This window comes from Streptomyces sp. WM6386 (assembly GCF_000972385.1).
Lineage (GTDB): Bacteria > Actinomycetota > Actinomycetes > Streptomycetales > Streptomycetaceae > Streptomyces.
On record NZ_JXTE01000235.1, the window covers coordinates 1 to 952 of the forward strand.

At 65.7% G+C, this 952-nt stretch carries 1 protein-coding gene; it reads left to right on the forward strand.

Annotated elements, in window-relative coordinates:
* Window positions 1–18: 18 nt before the first annotated feature.
* Window positions 19–570: a GNAT family N-acetyltransferase gene (locus TN53_RS40960; protein ID WP_046263965.1), complete on the forward strand. Its 552-nt coding sequence runs from the start codon at window positions 19–21 to the stop codon at window positions 568–570.
* The last annotated feature ends 382 nt before the right edge of the window (window positions 571–952 follow it).

Sequence of the window (952 nt, forward strand, 5' to 3'; positions counted from 1 at the left end):
GAGCAGTGGAGCCCCCCGATGAGCGAGGTGACCTACGTACGGCACGAGGCGGCCGAGGCCGCCCGGCAGCTCGATGCGTTCCTGCCCTCCTACGAAGAGGTGTACGCCGAGCTGCCCTATCGTGAAGGACCCAGCGACGTCGCCGAGTTCATCGAGCACTACCAGACACATGCCCAGCGCCCCGGCATGCGTCTGGTCCTGGCCCGCGACGGCGATCAGGTCGTCGGCTTCGGCTATGGCTACCGCCTCTCCCCCGACACCCGCTGGGGGCACAACCTCCAAGACGGGAAACTCCCCAAGGACTTCACCCGGGAAGACGGCCGGCGCACCTTCGTCATCATCGAACTCGCCGTGCGCAAACCATGGCGGCGCCGCGGCATCCCCGCAGAACTGCACACACAACTCCTGGCGGGCCTGGACGCCGAGCGCGTCACCCTCACAGTGCGGCCCGAACCCGAGGCCGCACCGGCACAGTCTGCCTATGCCGCATGGGGATACCGGAAAGTGGGAGTGTCCCACCCCTGGGACGAGGCTCCGCTGTACGACTGCATGCTCCACGAACTCCACTGAGTCGGGCCTCTACGGCGAAGAAGCAGCGGCGGAAGAAGCAGAGCCGCCCGGAGGGCGGCCACAGAGTGAAGACGACAAGCAGTCTGGACGAACGGGTGGGCACTCGAATACCCGAGAGATGCTGCAACGCTTTGGCGTGCATGGCAGTCTTGCTCGGCAGTGGGCGCCTATGTGGAGGCTAGATGAGGCGGCGGCGGTTGGATGAACTCTGTGAGCCGTGTGGTGGCACAGGCGTGAGACGGCCTACAGGCCCGCACGTTCATATGTGTGTGTCGTGTTCTGCGAGAGTGGACCGCAGGGGGATCTCGGTTCAGGGGGTCAACAGCACCGAAGTTTTGGCTGTGACGAAGGAGCTGGCCGCCATGCGTGCGCCAGCAAGCCT